The organism is Pseudomonas morbosilactucae (assembly GCF_023241665.1).
Classification (GTDB): Bacteria; Pseudomonadota; Gammaproteobacteria; order Pseudomonadales; family Pseudomonadaceae; genus Aquipseudomonas; species Aquipseudomonas morbosilactucae.
The window spans coordinates 31,544-46,986 of the sequence record NZ_JALQCX010000002.1; the positions used below are offsets into that span (position 1 = coordinate 31,544).

Annotated in this window: 11 protein-coding genes and 1 pseudogene; 8 read left to right on the forward strand and 4 right to left on the reverse strand. The window is 65.8% G+C overall.

Features of this window, described 5'->3' with window-relative positions:
- Nucleotides 1-35: 35 nt before the first annotated feature.
- Entirely contained in the window at nt 36-1,532 is a 1,497-nt protein-coding gene (pdxR, locus tag M1B35_RS00210) for a MocR-like pyridoxine biosynthesis transcription factor PdxR (RefSeq protein WP_268260859.1), read from the reverse strand.
- A gap of 207 nt (nt 1,533-1,739) precedes the next feature.
- Here pdxR and M1B35_RS00215 point away from each other — a divergent pair, with 207 nt between their 5' ends.
- From M1B35_RS00215 to M1B35_RS00225, 3 genes are all read left to right on the forward strand, one after another.
- Complete coding sequence (locus tag M1B35_RS00215) at nt 1,740-2,816, forward strand: phosphotransferase (protein WP_341870137.1); 1,077 nt, start codon at nt 1,740-1,742, stop codon at nt 2,814-2,816.
- Nucleotides 2,813-4,132 carry an aspartate aminotransferase family protein gene (locus M1B35_RS00220; protein ID WP_268260860.1) on the forward strand — a complete coding sequence of 440 codons (1,320 nt, stop codon included), beginning with the start codon at nt 2,813-2,815 and terminating at the stop codon, nt 4,130-4,132. Before M1B35_RS00215 ends, M1B35_RS00220 begins: the two co-directional genes overlap by 4 nt.
- A gap of 196 nt (nt 4,133-4,328) precedes the next feature.
- On the forward strand, nt 4,329-5,969 hold the full coding sequence (locus M1B35_RS00225; protein WP_268260861.1) for a methyl-accepting chemotaxis protein: 1,641 nt from the start codon (nt 4,329-4,331) through the stop codon (nt 5,967-5,969).
- A gap of 57 nt (nt 5,970-6,026) precedes the next feature.
- Here M1B35_RS00225 and M1B35_RS00230 read toward each other — a convergent pair whose 3' ends face one another.
- On the reverse strand, nt 6,027-6,980 hold the full coding sequence (locus tag M1B35_RS00230) for an AraC-like ligand-binding domain-containing protein (protein ID WP_268260862.1): 954 nt from the start codon (nt 6,978-6,980) through the stop codon (nt 6,027-6,029).
- 167 nt (nt 6,981-7,147) lie between these two features.
- Here M1B35_RS00230 and M1B35_RS00235 point away from each other — a divergent pair, with 167 nt between their 5' ends.
- The 5 genes and pseudogenes from M1B35_RS00235 to M1B35_RS00255 all read left to right on the forward strand — a co-directional run bounded on the left by M1B35_RS00235 (nt 7,148) and on the right by M1B35_RS00255 (nt 13,292).
- Entirely contained in the window at nt 7,148-8,179 is a 1,032-nt protein-coding gene (locus M1B35_RS00235; protein ID WP_268260863.1) for a nitrilase, read from the forward strand.
- Nucleotide 8,180: 1 nt separating this feature from the next.
- Nucleotides 8,181-9,221, forward strand: coding sequence for a phenylacetaldoxime dehydratase family protein (locus tag M1B35_RS00240; protein ID WP_268260864.1), 1,041 nt, complete (start codon nt 8,181-8,183; stop codon nt 9,219-9,221).
- A 78-nt stretch (nt 9,222-9,299) separates the two neighbouring features.
- On the forward strand, nt 9,300-10,196 hold the full coding sequence (locus M1B35_RS00245; protein ID WP_268260865.1) for a transporter: 897 nt from the start codon (nt 9,300-9,302) through the stop codon (nt 10,194-10,196).
- A gap of 139 nt (nt 10,197-10,335) precedes the next feature.
- A pseudogene (locus tag M1B35_RS00250) lies at nt 10,336-12,501 on the forward strand (TonB-dependent siderophore receptor).
- Nucleotides 12,502-12,632: 131 nt separating this feature from the next.
- Nucleotides 12,633-13,292, forward strand: a complete 660-nt coding sequence (locus tag M1B35_RS00255) for a hypothetical protein (protein ID WP_148053489.1) — start codon at nt 12,633-12,635, stop codon at nt 13,290-13,292.
- A gap of 156 nt (nt 13,293-13,448) precedes the next feature.
- On the opposite strand, the gene M1B35_RS00260 is transcribed toward M1B35_RS00255, so the two are convergent.
- Nucleotides 13,449-14,051, reverse strand: coding sequence for an alpha/beta fold hydrolase (locus tag M1B35_RS00260; protein WP_259740448.1), 603 nt, complete (start codon nt 14,049-14,051; stop codon nt 13,449-13,451).
- 62 nt (nt 14,052-14,113) lie between these two features.
- A complete protein-coding gene (locus M1B35_RS00265) occupies nt 14,114-15,352 on the reverse strand; it encodes a TPM domain-containing protein (protein ID WP_425273373.1) in 1,239 nt (412 codons plus the stop codon).
- Between the last annotated feature and the right edge of the window lie 91 nt (nt 15,353-15,443).

The window sequence follows — 15,443 nt, forward strand, 5'->3', positions numbered from 1 at the left end:
TATCCTAAAGCAAAGTCCCGGTGTGTCGATCAGCGTCATGCAGGGCATCCGTCAACGGCATCGGCCTGCCGCACCTGCTCATACAAGGTTTTCAAGCGCCCCACCGCCGCTTCGATCTCGCTGTCCTTGACCCCGCCGTAGCCCAGCACCAGCAGAGCGTCATGGCCACGTTGCGGGTCCAGGTGATAGCTGCCGCGCAAGGTCAGGCCGTGTTCCGGCGCCCGTTCGATCATCCGTTGCACGCAGGCCGGTGTGCCCAGGGTCACCGCCAGGTGCAGCCCCGCCTGCCCGGAGGAAAAACTCACGGCGTCGCCAAAACTGGCCTTCAGGCAGCGCTGCAAGAGGCTGCGACGGGCCGCGTAGACCGCTCGCATCTTGCGGATATGCCGGGCGAAATGGCCCTCGCGCATAAAGTCCGCCATGGCTGCCTGGATCGGCAGGAAACCCGGGCGGTAGAGCTGGGTCAGGCCCTGGCTGAACGCCGTCGCCAAGGCCTCGGGCAGCACCAGGTAACTCAGGCGCATCCCCGGGAAGGTGACCTTGCTGAAGGTGCCCAGGTAAATCACCCGCTGATGGCGGTCCAGGCCCTGCAGCGAGGGCAGCGGCTCGATGTCGTAGCGGAACTCGCTGTCGTAGTCGTCCTCCAGCACCCACAGCTTGCGAGCCTCGGCCAAGGCCAGCCACTCTCGGCGCCGCTGCAGGCTCATGATGCTGGCGCTGGGGTACTGGTGCGACGGTGTGATAAAGGCAAAGCGCGGCGCCGGCGCAGAGCAGTCCTCGGGCAAGCAGGCGCCATCCGCATCCACCTCCAGGGGCATCAGTTGCAGGCCGGCGGCCGCGAACACCACCGGTGCGCCCCAATGGGTCGGCGTCTCCACCAGCACCCGGTCACCGGGGTCGGTCAACAGCCGGGCGATCAGGTCCATGGATTGGTGGGTGCCCTGGGTGACGATGACCTGCGCCGCGGTGCATTTCACCGCCCGCGAGGCATACAGGTACGCCGCCAGGGCCTCGCGCAAGGGGCGATAACCACCCTGCTCGACGTAACCGCTCAAGGCACTGGGGTGCTTGCGGTAATAGCGGTTTTGCAGGCGCCGCCAGATGTGGAACGGAAACGCCTCGGCATCCGCGACCCCCGGCACAAAGGCTCCGCCGGACTGGGCCAGGGCCGTGACCCGGGCGGTAATCCCCGCGCCACGCCGGGACAGCACCCCCTCGGCTTCAGCACCGGCCACGACAGGGGCCTGCCGCGGGTCATACCCCTGGGGCAGCGTGTCGGCGACAAAGGTGCCACTGCCGGGACGGGTGTACAGGTAGCCCTCGTCGGTCAGGCGCTCATACGCCAGGGCCGCGGTGATGCGCGACACCGCCAGTTGCTCGGCCAGGGCCCGGGTCGAGGGCATCTTGTAATTCACCGGCAAGTGGCCTTGCAGGATCGACGCCTGGATCACCTGGCAAATCTGCCGCTGCAGGCTCAGCTCGGAGCCCCGTTCAAGCGTGCCGATCAGCAGGTCGTGGAGCAGCGAAGGCATAGGCGGCGCCCAGTGGTGGCAGGAGGAAGGCTCGCAGACTAAAGCCGGCAACCGGGGTTGTCAGCCCCTTTTGCACCGCCACAACTGGCCTTATCAAAAAAACACACCTGGCTATAAAGCCTAGGGCCATTTCTGCCCTAAGGTCGCGTCATCGTCTTGAGGCCCGCCCCGGGGTTCTCGCTGCCCTCCCATGAGGTTGTCGCCACCGTGAATGCCCTGACCCGCCCTACCCCCGCCAGCCCTGATGCACTGCTCAGTGCCGCCGTCGCCGAGGCCACCGAGCAACAGGCCGAAGCCGTGGCCCTGAGCCATTTCGGCCTGCAGGCCCGGGCCGAACGCCTGGCCGGCGAACGAGACCTGAACTTTCACCTGCACGACGCCGATGGCGGCCAATGGCTGCTGAAACTCTCCAACCCGGTGGAAGACCCCGAGGTCGCGGACTTCCAGAACCGCGCGCTGCTGCACATCCTCGCCTGCGACCCGAGCCTGCCGGTGCAACGCATTTACCCGGCCCTCAACGGTGACTATCAGGTCTGGGTCGAACTGGGCAGCGACCGGGTCCTGGCCCGCCTGCTGTCCTTTGCCCCGGGCCGGCCCCTGGTCCGGGTCAGCGAGCCCAGCCGCGAACTGCGCATTGCCCTGGGCACCCACCTGGCCCGCCTGGGCCTGGCCTTGCGCGGTTTTTTCCACCCTGCGGCCGGTCATGAACTGCTGTGGGACATCAAGCACTGCGGGCGTCTGGGGGATCTGGTGCAGTACATCCAGGACCCCGAGGAACAGCGCCTGGCCCAGCACTTCTTCGACAACTTCCGCCAGCATGCCGAGCCCCGGCTCAAGGGCCTGCGGGCCCAGGTGATCCACAACGACCTGAACCTGCACAACGTCATAGTCGACCAGGGCCAGGACGAACTGATCCGCAACATCATCGACTTCGGCGACATGGTGCACGCGCCGCTGATCAACGACCTCGCGGTTGCCGCCGCCTACCAACTAGGCAGCGAAGACAACCCGCTGGCCCCGGCCTGTGAATTGATCGGCGCCTATCACCGGGTCTGCCCGCTGGAAGAACAGGAACAGCTACTGCTGTTCGACTTGATCGCCGCACGCCTGGTGATGACCGTGGCCATCACCCACTGGCGCGCCTCGCTGTACCCGGAGAACCGCGCCTACATTCTGCGCAATGCCCCCGCGGCCTGGCGCGGCCTGCGCGGGTTCGCCGCCCTGCCCCGGGACGTGGCCCAACAACAGATCCGTCAAGCCTGCCAACAGGAGACCCCGCAATGACCATGCTCAATGGTTTCACCGCCGCCGACGCCGACCGCCTGCCCGCCGCCGAACGGGCGTTGATCGAACGCCGCGAGCGCCTGTTGGGCCCAGCCTACCGGCTGTTCTACGAACGCCCACTGCACATCGTGCGCGGTGACGGCGTCTGGCTCTACGATGCCCAGGGCAAACGCTACCTGGACGCCTACAACAACGTTGCCTCCGTGGGCCACTGCAACCCCCGAGTGGTACAGGCCCTGAGTGCCCAGGCCCAGGTGCTCAACACACACACCCGCTACCTGCATGAGGGCATCCTCGATTACGCGGAAAAACTCCTGGCGACCTTTCCCGCCGACCTGCAACACGTGATGTTCACCTGCTCCGGCAGCGAGGCCAACGACCTGGCCCTGCGCATTGCCCGCCACCACACCGGCGGCAGCGGCCTGATCGTCACCCAGCTGGCCTACCACGGGGTCACCGAACAGATCGCCGCAGCCTCGCCGTCCCTCGGCGCCGGCGTGCCCCTGGGGACCAACGTGCGCACCGTCAGGGCCCCCGACGCCTATCGCCTGGGGGCAGAGAATGTCAGCCGGATCTTTGCCGAGGACGTGCAAGCGGCCATCGACGACCTGCGGGCCCACGGCATCCAGCCGGCCGCCCTGCTACTGGACGGTATTTTCGCCAGTGACGGGGTGTTCGCCGACCCGCCGGGCTTTATGGCCGAAGCCGTGGCCCTGGCCCGCCGTGAAGGCCTGCTGTACATCGCCGACGAAGTGCAATCGGGCTTCGGCCGCACCGGCGCGCAGATGTGGGGGTTTGAACGCCACGGCCTGGCCCCGGACATCGTCACCCTGGGCAAACCCATGGGCAACGGCCAGCCAATCGCCGCTGCGGTGATGCGTGCCGAGGTGATTGCCGAGTTCGGCCGTACCGCGCGCTATTTCAATACCTTTGGCGGCAACCCGGTGTCCTGCGCCGCCGCCAACGCGGTGCTGGACGTAATCCAGGAGCAAGGCCTGCTGCACAACTGCGCCACCCAGGGCGCCTACCTGAAAAGCCGCTTCGAGGCCCTGGCCCACCGCCACCCGCTGATCGGCGACGTGCGCGGCGCCGGCCTGTTCCTCGGCGTGGAACTGGTCAGCGACCGCGCCAGCCAGACCCCGGCCAGCGAGCAGACGACACGGGTGGTCAACGGCCTGCGCGAACGCGGCGTGTTACTCAGCGCCGCCGGCCCCCACGCCAACATCCTGAAAATCCGCCCGCAACTGATCTTCGAACGCGAACACTGCGACCTGCTGGTCGACACCCTGGATCAGGTTCTTCAGGGGTTGGAATAAGCTCGGCAGGCGGACCCCCCTCGCCCCCTCAAGCCCCCGCCTGAGGGGCGAGCGACACCTGTGAACCCGAGCAGAAAAAATCGGTGAGAAAAGATGAACCGCTTCAGCGCAGCAGTGTCACTATGACATCATTACCCCCTGACTCCCCCTTTGCTGCCAATCATCTGGCCGCCATCCAGACCGCTGAGTGTTGCCCATGTCCCTTCTCAACCGCTTCAAGTTCTCCACCAAACTGCTCACCGCGTTTGTCCTCTGTGCCCTGATCACCCTGCTGATCGGCGCCGGCGGCATGCTGGGCATCAACAAACTGGCAACCGCCCTGTCGCTGACCTTCTCTAACAACCTGGTATCGGTGGCCAATACCGCCGAGACCCTGGGCAGCCTGACCGCCCACAACCGTGGCCTGTACCGCTTGGTGGACACCCACAGCGGCGAATTGGACGCCACAGAAAACAAACGTTTGCACGAATCCCTGGAAAGCGACTTGAACAACGCGTTGAAGGCCTACAAGACGTACCGCGCCACACCGCTGGAAGATGACGAACGCGCCGCCGGCGACAAGCTCGACGGCATCTGGCCGGGCTACATCGCCAGCTCGAAGAAGATCGTCGAGCTGCTCGACAGCAAGAACTTCGAACAGGCCCGCGTGCTGCTCAACGGCAGCAACATCGCCGACTTCCGCGAGGCCCGGAGCCTGTTGCGGGTGATGATCGATTCCAATAACCGACAGATCCGTGAAGGCGCCCAGGCCGCCGACGACCTCAAGCAGACCGCTTCCGTGTCGCTGTTGGTGGGCATCATCCTGGCGTTCCTGGTGGCCATCGCCCTGGGCATCCTGATCACCCGCATGATCACCCGTCCCCTGGCCCTGGCGGTGTCCTGCGCCGAACAGATTGCCGAAGGCGACCTGACCCGCCACATCAGCAGCGACCGCCACGACGAAGCCGGGCAGTTGCTCAATGCCTTGGCCGGCATGCAGAACGGTTTGAAGACCACCATTCAGCAGATCGCCAGCGCCTCGGACCAATTGGCCTCGGCTGCCGAAGAACTGAGCGCGGTCACCGAAGAAAGCACCCGCGGCCTGACCCGCCAGAACGATGAAATCCAGCAAGCAGCCACGGCGGTCAACCAGATGACCGCGGCCGTGGAAGAAGTGGCGCGCAACGCCGTGTCCACCTCCGAAGCCTCGCGCACCGCCAGCGACGACGCCCAACAAGGCCAGTCCCAAGTTCAGGAAACGGTCAAGGGCATCGGCCACATGGTCAGCGAGATCACCGGTTCCAACCAGGCGGTGACCGTGCTCGCCGACAACATCCGGCAGATCAGCAAGGTCTTGGAAGTGATTCGCAGCATCGCCGACCAGACCAATCTGCTGGCCCTCAACGCCGCCATCGAAGCCGCCCGTGCCGGTGAGCAAGGCCGTGGTTTTGCCGTGGTGGCGGACGAAGTGCGGGCCCTGGCCCATCGCACCCAGGCATCCACCGTGGAGATCGAAGGCATGATCGGCACCGTGCAGTCCGGGGCCGACGGCGCCGTGGCAGCCATGGGCAAAAGCCTGGCGCTGGCGACCCAGACCCAAGGCCTGGCGGAACATGCCGGGGCGGCGCTGGAGAAGATCAACGCCGGGGTCTCGACCATCAACGAGCGCAATCTGGTGATTGCCTCGGCCTCCGAAGAGCAGGCCCAAGTGGCCCGTGAAGTGGACCGCAACCTGCTGAACATCCAGGACCTGTCGACCCAGACCGCTGCGGGCGCCAACCAGACCAGCGTCTCGAGCCAAGACCTGTCGCGCCTGGCGGTGTCGTTCAACGCCCTGGTGGCCAAGTTCAAACTCTAAGACAGCCCCCCGCCCGGGCCTGATCCCTTCAGGCCCGGCATCTGCCGGCGGCGCGCCTTAGCCGCCGGGCTCGCGGCGACGGTAGTCGCGGGCCGAGCAGTCGAACCGTGCCTTGAACACCCGACTGAAGTACGCCATGTCGCTGAAACCCCAGCGGTAGGCGATTTCGCTGATCTGCGCGCCAGCCAGGGCCGGCTCTCGCAGGTCGCGGGCACAGCGCTGCAACCGCGCCGCCAGCAGGTAGCGGCCGAAGGACGTCTGCTCCTGCTGGAACAGGCTGTTGGTGTAGCGCGAGCTGATGCCGAAATGGGCACTGACGCCCCCCAGGCTCAGGTCACTGTCGGCCAACCGCACCTGGATATGGTCCTTGATCCGAAACAGCAAGGCGGTGCGCCGCGACCCGGGCTGCACCTGGCCTTTGCCACGCTCGCACAAGGCCATGGCCAGCAGGTCCAGGCCCTGCTCGGCCAGGCGCAATTGCTGCGCCTCAGCCAGTTGCCCGTCAAGCCGGGAGAGGCCGGCGAAGAAGTCGAACACCAGCCGATCCAATGGGTTGTTCCGTGACAGGGGTAACGCGGTCAGGTACTCGATGTTACCCAGGCGCTGGTGCAGGCTGGCCCGGGGAATCTGCACCACGGTCTGGCGGAACGCCCCATCAAAGTGCAATTCATAGGGACGCCGGGTGTCGTAGATGGCAAAACCGCCCACATCCAGCAAGGCCTGGCGGTCCTCCTGCAACACTTGTGCACGGCCCTCATGGGCCAGGCTGAGCAGCACCCGTTCCTGGTCGCCGCGGGCAATGCGCCGAGCGTCGCGGACCACGCTCTGCTCCGACGCAGACACCTCCACCAGCGACAGGCCGCCCACTTCATGGGCGTGCAAATGACCATGGAACTGCTCGCGATTGGGGAAGTTGCAGTCGAGTTCGACAAAGGTGTTGCACACCACTTCCTGCCAGTAATCCAGGCGATGACGGGGCTCGACGCTGCGGGTATCAAACTGGGTGCTCATGTTGCTCGACCTGCTCGGCGGGGGCTTTCAGCGATTTTCGATGCAATTCCGGCACCAGCCCCAAGGCCTGAGCCCTAGCGGACAAGTATCGCTTCCTCTGGGTCCTAATGGCCCGGCAAACAAGCGCCTTAGGCTTTTGCTCACCGCAACCGCCTGAGTCCATCGCCATGCAAAAACCGTTGAAAGTCGCCTGTGTGCAAGCCGCTCCCGCCTTCCTCGACCTGGAAGCCGGGGTGCAGAAAACCATTGCCCTGATCGACGAGGCCGCCGCCAACGGCGCCCAGTTGATCGCCTTCCCGGAAACCTGGATCCCCGGCTACCCGTGGTTCCTCTGGCTCGACGCCCCGGCCTGGCACATGCCCCTGGTGCACCGTTATCACCAGAACTCCCTGGTACTGGACAGCCCCGAAGCCCGGCGCATCAGCGACGCGGCACGCCAGGCCGGTATCTACGTGGTACTGGGGCACAGTGAACGGGTCAACGGCAGCCTGTACATCGGCCAGTGGATCATCGACGACCAGGGCCAGACCGTGGGCGTGCGGCGCAAGCTCAAGGCCACCCATGTGGAACGCACCCTGTTCGGTGAAAGCGACGGCTCGTCCCTGCGCACCTTCGACACGCCCCTGGGGGTATTGGGCGCGCTGTGCTGCTGGGAACACCTGCAGCCGCTCTCCAAGTACGCCCTGTATGCCCAGAACGAGCAGATCCACGTTGCCGCCTGGCCCAGCTTCAGTGCCTACCGCCAAGCCACCCAGGCCCTGGGCCCTGAAGTGAACATCGCCGCCTCGCGGGTCTACGCCGTGGAAGGCCAGTGCTTTGTCTTGGCCCCTTGCGCCGTGGTCTCGCCGGCGATGATCGACCTGCTGTGCGACACCGAAGCCAAGCACAGCCTGCTCCAGGCCGGTGGTGGCCACGCACGGATCTTCGGCCCGGACGGCAGCGACCTGGCCACGCCCCTGGGGGAGCATGAAGAAGGCCTGCTGTACGCCACCCTCGACCCGGCGGCACTGATCTACGCCAAGGCCGCCGCCGACCCGGTGGGCCATTACTCGCGCCCGGACGTGACCCGACTGATGCTCAATCGCACCGCCAACAGCTGCCTGGTGGAATTCAGCCTGCCCAGCGCCACCCCGGCGCCGGAGCTGGAGGCGAGCCCGGGCGAACCGGCCCATACCAGCCCCCTCATCGGCGAGGTGTAACGTGGAATCCGCGATCCCTGAAGCCTTGCGCCAACCGCGCCGGCGTGACAGCGCCACCCCCGAGCAGTACCAGCCACCCTTCCCTGCCTGGACCGCACGTTTCGACCCGTTGATCGGCCAACTGGTGATGGCCTACTTCGGCGTACAACGACAAGGCGCCGTGGCCCTGAGCGACCTGGCGCCGATCACCGAGCGCTTCGCCGCCACCGCTGGCCCTGTGCATTGGGACGCCGCCCAGTGCGTCGACCCGCAGGGCTACAACACCTGCATCGCCATCGCCTACTGGGCCGATGTCGAGGCCTTTGACCAATGGCGCCAGACCTCGGGTTTTGCCCAATGGTGGCAGGCGCCGGAACGCGAGCATGGCGAGTTGGGCTGGTTCCTTGAAGTGGTGTGCCCCACGGCCGACCGCTTCGAAACGCTGTTTTCCTCCGTCGGGGTGCCGGAGGGCGTAGGCCATCTGGCCAGCCACCTGAGCGCACCGATTGTCGAACACGGTTACTGGGGCAGCGCCCGGGACCGCTTGCCCATCGCCCAGGTCGATGCCCTGGCCGGTGGCCTGGTAGCCGAAACGTCGCCCGAGCCGCTGCACGACAGCCCACGGCGGCGCGTGCGCGGCCGGGACAACCTGTGCCTGATCCGCTCGGGCCAGGACTGGAGCGCCACCACCGACCTGGAGCGGGCGCTGTACCTGGGGGACATCCAGCCAGTGCTGGAAACCGGCATGCACTTCCTGCGGGATCAGGGGGCCGAGATCGGCTGCCTGAATTGCCGCTTTATGCAGGTGCTGGACCCGCTCAATGGCGCACCGCTGGAGAAGACCTTCGGCCTCGCCTACTTCGACGAGCTGGGCAACCTGGAGCGCTGGGCAAAGACCCACCCGACCCATGTGGCGATCTTCGGCGGCTTCATGCGCTACGTGCAGGCCCTGAACTTCCAGGTCCAGTTGCGGCTGTACCACGAGGTCGCGGTGATCCCGCCCCAGGCGCAGTTTTTCGAGTACCTGAACTGCCACCCGAACAGCGGCCTGCTGGGTCGCTGAACACCCTACCGAGTCGCGCCTAGAAACCCGCTTGCCGCCGGCCCCTGCCGGCGGCTCACCCACGCCAGGATTTTCGCCATGCCCAGACTGTCGCGCACCCCGTCCCCCGCTGTTGCCCTGTGCTCCACCATTGCCCTGTGCCTCGCCGCGACGTCGGCCCAGGCCCTGGAAATCAGTGCCGGGGACTATGAACCGCTGCCGCCGGATGCCAATGCCCTGCTGCTGTACCTGCAACACGCGCAAAGCTCGGACTTCTACCAGAACGGCGACAAGGTCTCGGACCGCTTCAAGCTCAAGACCGATGTCAGCCTGCTGCGTTACATCCACGCCTTCAATGTCGGCGACAACGTCTCGGTGGAACCGCAGTTCATCCTGCCGTACGGCCACCTGCACGCGTCCGGCGACGCCAGCGCCCTGGGCCAGACCACCGGCGTGGGTGACCTGATCCTCGGGGTGCCGGTGAAGTGGACCCTGGGCACCGCGCACAAGGACGTGGTTTCCATCGCACCCTTTGTCTACCTGCCCACCGGCAGCTACGACCGTGACGACGCCCTGAACCTGGGGGAAAACCGTTGGCGCCTGTTGCTGCAAGCGGTGTACATCCACCACTTCGATGAGCATTGGGCCCTGGACACCGCGGCGGATGTGTCCTGGTTCAGCCACAACAACGACTTCGGCCCCGCCGGCGTGACCCAGAAGCAACAGGCGCGCTACGAATACCAGGCCCACCTGAGCTACAAATTCTCGCCCCAGACCCGGGTGGCGGTCGGCGTCGGCCGCATTGAAGGCGCGCAAAGCACGGTGGCCGGCGCCGACCAGGACGACCGCCTAGGCACCACCTACGTGCGCGGCATGCTGACCCAGATGCTCACGCCGTCGGTGCAGGTGCAGGTCGAGCTGGGCCGCGACATCCAGGTGGAACAGGGCTTCAAGGAACAGGCCCGGCTCAACCTGCGCCTGGCCAAACTGTTCTGACGGCCCCGCGCGCCCGGGTTTGGCCCGGGTGCGCCGATGCGCCTGCCACCCGGCGTCCTGCTCTTCTGTATGATGGCGGCCCCCGGCGCCCCCTGCTCGGGCCCGGCCCCGACCCGGATGGCATTTCAAGGAGCGTTGCATGGCTATGTTTGACCGGACTTCCCTGGCGGCACGGACCGCCCCCCGGTTCGCGTTCAACCTATTGACCCTGGCCCTGCTTGGCGCCACCCCCGAACTGCGGGCCGACACCCAGGAGCTGCCGGCCACCGCCGTGGTCGGCGACGACACCTCCACCAGCTACCGGGCCGAGAGCACCACGCTCAGCGGTTTCGGCGACGCGCCGCTGCTCGACACCCCGGCGTCCATCGCGGTGATCAACGACGCCCAGATCAAGGACCAGCAGGCACGCCTGCTCAGCGAGGTGCTGAAAAACGACGCCTCGGTGGGCGACAGCTATGCGCCGGTCGGTTACTACGAGAATTTCGTGGTCCGCGGTTTTTCCCTGAACGCCGCCAGCAGCTACAAGATCAACGGCCGGACCATCGCCGGCGAACAGAACGTGGCCCTGGAAAACAAGCAGCGGGTGGAACTGCTCAAGGGCTTGTCGGGCATGCAAAGCGGCATCAGCGAACCCGGCGGCCTGGTCAACTACGTGACCAAGCGCCCGGCCGAGGTGCGCTCGGTGACCCTGTCCACCGACGACCGCGGCAGCGGCTACCTGGCCACCGATGTCGGCGGCTGGTTCGGCGCCGAACAGCAACTGGGGCTGCGGGTCAACCTGGCCCACGAAGACCTGCATTCCTATGTGGAACACGCCAACGGCCAGCGGGACTTCGCCTCCATCGCCCTGGACTGGAACATCAGCCCCGACGCCCTGCTGCAACTGGACGCCGAGTACCAGGCCAAGGAGCAACGCTCGGTGCCGGGCTACCAATTGCTCGGCGGCAACGAACTGCCGCACCACGCCTCGCCGAAAAAACTCCTGGCCCACCAGAGCGGTTCCAAGCCGGTGAGCAGCGATGCACTGAACCTCAACGGCCTGTTCCAGTACCGCTTCAACGAACAGTGGCAAGGCAGCCTCAGCGCCGCCCGCAGCCAGGTGGTGATCGACGACTACAGCTCCTTTGCCTGGGGCGGCGGCGGTGCGCTGGGCAACAGCTTCAGCCCTGAAGGCAACTACGACATCTACGACTTCCGCAGCCCCGACGACACCCGGCGCAACGACGAACTCCAGGCCAGCCTCGACGGACGCTTCAGCACCGGTTCCCTGGAGCACCAGTTGACCCTGGGCACCAGCGCCTCGCGCCGGGTGGTGGACAAGCGCAAGGACGTCAACGAATGGCTCGGCAGCGGCAACATCTACAGCGAACCCGAGGACCTGGCCCGCTACAGCGGTGCCCTCAACCCTTCCCACCGGCGCCTGGACAGCCGCCAGTACGGGCTGTTCGCCAATGACCTGATCAGCTTCAACGAACAGTGGCAGACCCTGATCGGCGGCCGCGAAGTGCGCCTGGACGAGGAAGCCTTCGACGAACAAGGCCAGAGCGACCGCCACACCCAACGCTATGTGTTCCTGCCGCAAGCGGCGCTGATCTACAAGCCGCTGGCCAACCTGTCGCTCTACACCCGCTACAGCAAGGGCCTGTCCCTGGGCGGCACGGCGCCGTGGTTTGCCAGCAACCCGGGGCAGATGCTTGCGCCCACGGTATCGCGGCAGATCGAGGCCGGGGTCAAGTACGACTGGTAACGCCTGAGCCTGGCTGCCGCACTGTTCCAGATGCGCCAGGCCAACCAGTACGCTAGGCCCGATGACGCCGGGGTCTTCACTTACGTGCAGCAAGGCGAGCAGAAAAACACCGGGCTGGAGCTCTCGGCCAACGGCTGGGCGACCCAGCGCCTGCAGGTCTCGGCCAGCGTCGCGGCGATCCGTGCCCGGGTCAGCGGCAGCGGCACCGCGGCCTATGAAGGCCACCAGGCGCTCAACGTGCCCAAGCTGCGGGCCAGCCTCTACGGCGACTACGCCCTGCCCGGCTTCGACGGCCTGGCCTTGCTCGGCGGGGTGCAATACAGCGGCCGCAAATACGCCAACCGCCAGGGCGAGGTGCAGACCGGCGCCTACGCCATCTTCAATGTGGGCAGCCGCTACAGCACACGAATCGAGGGCTACGACACGGTGTTCCGGCTGACCGTGGACAACCTGTTCGACAAGCGTTACTGGCGGGACGTGGGCGAGTACTTGGGCGATGGCTACCTGTTCCAGGGCGCACCGTTGAGCGCACGCCTGAGCGCCACCATCGACTTCTGACTAGCGGGGTTCGACGCGCACCTCGCAACATCCAGTGACACGCCCGCACCAACAAAGTGCGGGCAGCTATCAAGTTCTGCGTATCGCGGCCGTTACAAACCTGTACCCCCTACAGAAATGGACGCACTGAAATGGATATTAGAACCACGGGCCAGTACCGAGTTTCCATGGAATCCCTGGTAGCCCCGTCTTCCAAGACCACCATCAACCAGCCTTCCAACGCCCTAAGCACCAAGCTCGCGGACGCCGCTATCCAGCAGGCCGCCATGGAAGTCATCGAGCAAGTGGTGCCCAACACCGACACCCGCGAAGTCAAGGAACCCTCGGCCGAGTACGAGGAAAAACAAGCCAACCTGGAGCTGGTCAACAGCCGCCTCAAGACCTTGTTCGACAACTTCAAGACCACCCTCAAAGACACCAACCCCGACCTGGCCAGCAAGGATTTCGGCTTCAGCGTCGACGCCAAGGGCGAACTGGTGGTGCTCGACCCTACCGGCAACCTGAGCGCCAAGGACACTGAACAGCTCACCGCTTTGCTCAACAGCGATGAAGCCCTCAAGGATGTGTCCCAGCAGTTCGTGGAAGCGGCGATCGACTTCGTGAAAATCGACGCCAAGGAAGTCAACAGCCTCAATCGCCAGTACTTCCTGACCCAGGAAAACTTCGCCAGCACCATTAACCTGGCGACCTTGAACCTCGACGAAAACGCCAAGGGTTCCAAGGAAGGCAAGTTCTCCCAGCAGCTGCTGAGCAAGGGCGAGTGGGCACCGCTGATCCGCGAAAAAGTCTGACCGCAGCCCCTACGCGACTCCAGGACCAGCGCCCGCTGGGGCCTGGAGTGCGCTGTGTGACCGTCCCCTAGCAGCCCCCGACGCCCGGGCCTGCATCGAGCAACACCTTAAGCACATCTGGCACGCCTCTCCCCCTTCCGCGCTGAACCGCCCCGGCTAACGCGCCAGGTGGGCGTCGATCAGCGGCGCGATGTCATCGGCCAGCGTGCAACCCAGATCATGATCGCCGCCGGCCAGCACCCGCAGCTCAGCCCGTGGCAACAGGGCCGCCAGACGCTGACCCGCCGCCACCGGGCTGAGGGGGTCGGCGTCGCCCCAGAGCAACAGGCTCGGTGCCTGCACGCTGCCCAGGCGGTCGCTGAGGTCGACCTGATAATCGGCGAACCAGTGAGGCAGCGCCGGGTAGCCGGCGCGATAGCCCTCCCGCCAGTCCTCGGCGGCCAGATCGCTCATATCCAGGCCGCCCGAGGTCACCGTCAGCACCAGGTGCGTCACCCACTGCGGCCGCTGCAAGGCCGCCAACAACGCGATCACCCCGCCCATGGACTGACCGATCAATGCCGTCGGCCGATCAATCTGCGCCACCACCCGCGCCACCAGGTCATCGATACCGTTCACTGCTGCCTCCGCCGGCACCGAGCCGAACCCCGGCCAGCCGACGTGCACGCGTTCCGCAGGGTGTGCAAGGCGCTGGGCCACCGGCTCCCAGAAGTGGGTATTACCCGAGGCTCCCGGGAGGAACAGCAGTTGTTTTGGCATGGGATTCATCCGATCAATCGCGGCAAGGGGCCGCCCCCGATGCTGGCTGACAGGCTGCGGGCTCACCAACTCCCCGAAGACCCGCCGCCACCGCTGGAGCCGCCGCCCCCGGAAGAGCTGCTGGAGCTCGAACTGGAACTCGAGCCCGAGCTGGACCCTGAGCTTGAGGAATCATCCGAGCCGGAGCCGGAGGAGCCTTTGCCCATCAGGAAGATGAAGAACGCGACAATGGAGCAGAACGGCAGGACCACCACCCAAGCCATCGCGCCGTTGCGTAACATGCTCAAGAAGCCCAGCACCAGGTACACCCCGAGCAGGATCCACAGGCGAATGAAAAAGCTGGCACGGTCGTTTTCGTAGGTGTTGCGCATGATCCGATACAACAACCAGTACCCGCCGATCAGCATCAGCCCGGCCAGCGGCAGCACCAGGCCGTAGATAAAGGACACGCCGCCCACAAAGTGATTGATCAGGGTCAGCACGCCGATGTAGGCCAGCAAGCCGAGCACGGCGAAGAACAGTTTGGGCGCCTGCCACAGACCGGCAAAGGTGGCGCCGCCCACCAGCATGCACACCGGCACCAGCAGCAACAGCGCCGGCCAGTCCTTGCCCCCCACCAGCAGCACCGACCCGACAGTCATCGCCAACACCGCGAACAGGGCCCAGCGCCAGGACAATTTGCCCGCCGCCAGCAACGGCCCGGCAATAGCGCCAAGGACAATCGCCAGGATCACCGCATACAGGGTCTTCGGCAAGGGCTCGGGGGCCACCTCGGGCAACTCGCCGCCCTCCACCAGCAACACCAAGGCGTTGACCGCCAGTTCGATGCCGCCGGCAAAGTCGCCCTGGCGGAACGCGGGGGTCATGTGTTCACGGATGATTCGGTCGGCCAGCAGGTCGGTGACCACCCCTTCGAGGCCGTAACCGACTTCGATGCGCATCTTGCGATCATCCTTGGCCACCAACAGCAACACGCCGTCGTTGATGTCCTTGCGCCCCAGTTGCCAGGCGCGGAACAGGGTATTGGCGTAATCCTCGATGCTCTGCCCATCGGTGCTGGACACCAGCATCACGGCGACCTGCGCGCCCTTGCGTTGTTCCAGGGCGGCGAGCTGCTGGGACAGACGCTCGCGGGTGGCGGCATCCAGGGTCTGGGTCAGGTCGATGACCCGCTGGTTCAACGGCACATTGGCCAAGCCCAGGGGCGGCGCGGTGTCCGCCAGGGCCAAGGTCGCGGTGAGCCACGCACCGAGAAAAACCGCCAGCCACCCTAAACGGGAGTGCCGTAGAAAAAGCGCCATCATGAGCCTGTTACCTGAGCTGATCATCCTGAAGGCGCGGACTTTAGCCTATCCGCGCACGTGCCTGCGAACAGATTCGGTCGCGGCCGGA